General features: G+C 53.4%; 1 protein-coding gene. It reads left to right on the forward strand.

What is annotated here, in order from left to right:
- Window positions 1-148: 148 nt before the first annotated feature.
- Window positions 149-325, forward strand: a complete 177-nt coding sequence (locus EN818_RS33140; RefSeq protein ID WP_189523999.1) for a hypothetical protein — start codon at window positions 149-151, stop codon at window positions 323-325.
- Window positions 326-328 lie beyond the last annotated feature (3 nt).

Consider the following 328-nt stretch of genomic DNA (forward strand, 5'->3'; position numbering starts at 1 on the left):
AACGCCCGAAACGCAACAGTTGGAACAAACTAGCCTCAAATATTCCAAGTGGACTTTCATTTCCGATCGTCCTGCCCTAAGTTGTTATAGCAAAGTCTCGGGCCGCCTGGGCCCAGGCTTGCAAACTGAATAGCCCCTCAAGGAGACAATGATGGCTGCCACCCCTCCCATTACGTCCGGCTCTGCAGGGTCGCCGGAACAGAACCTGGACAAGATGATCAAGCACCAGGAGCGTATTTTTGGGCTGGAGATCACGAAAGAGATCGCGAAATCCCAGCATGACATGCTGATAAGCACCGCGAGGACGCTCGGCCAGTCGTCTTAGAAA

The organism is Mesorhizobium sp. M3A.F.Ca.ET.175.01.1.1 (genome assembly GCF_004791945.1).
GTDB lineage: Bacteria > Pseudomonadota > Alphaproteobacteria > Rhizobiales > Rhizobiaceae > Mesorhizobium.

Bases quoted from the DNA above. Each gene is read 5' to 3' on its own strand.
- EN818_RS33140 (WP_189523999.1), top strand. From the start codon at position 149: ATGATGGCTGCCACCCCTCCCATTACGTCCGGCTCTGCAGGGTCGCCG.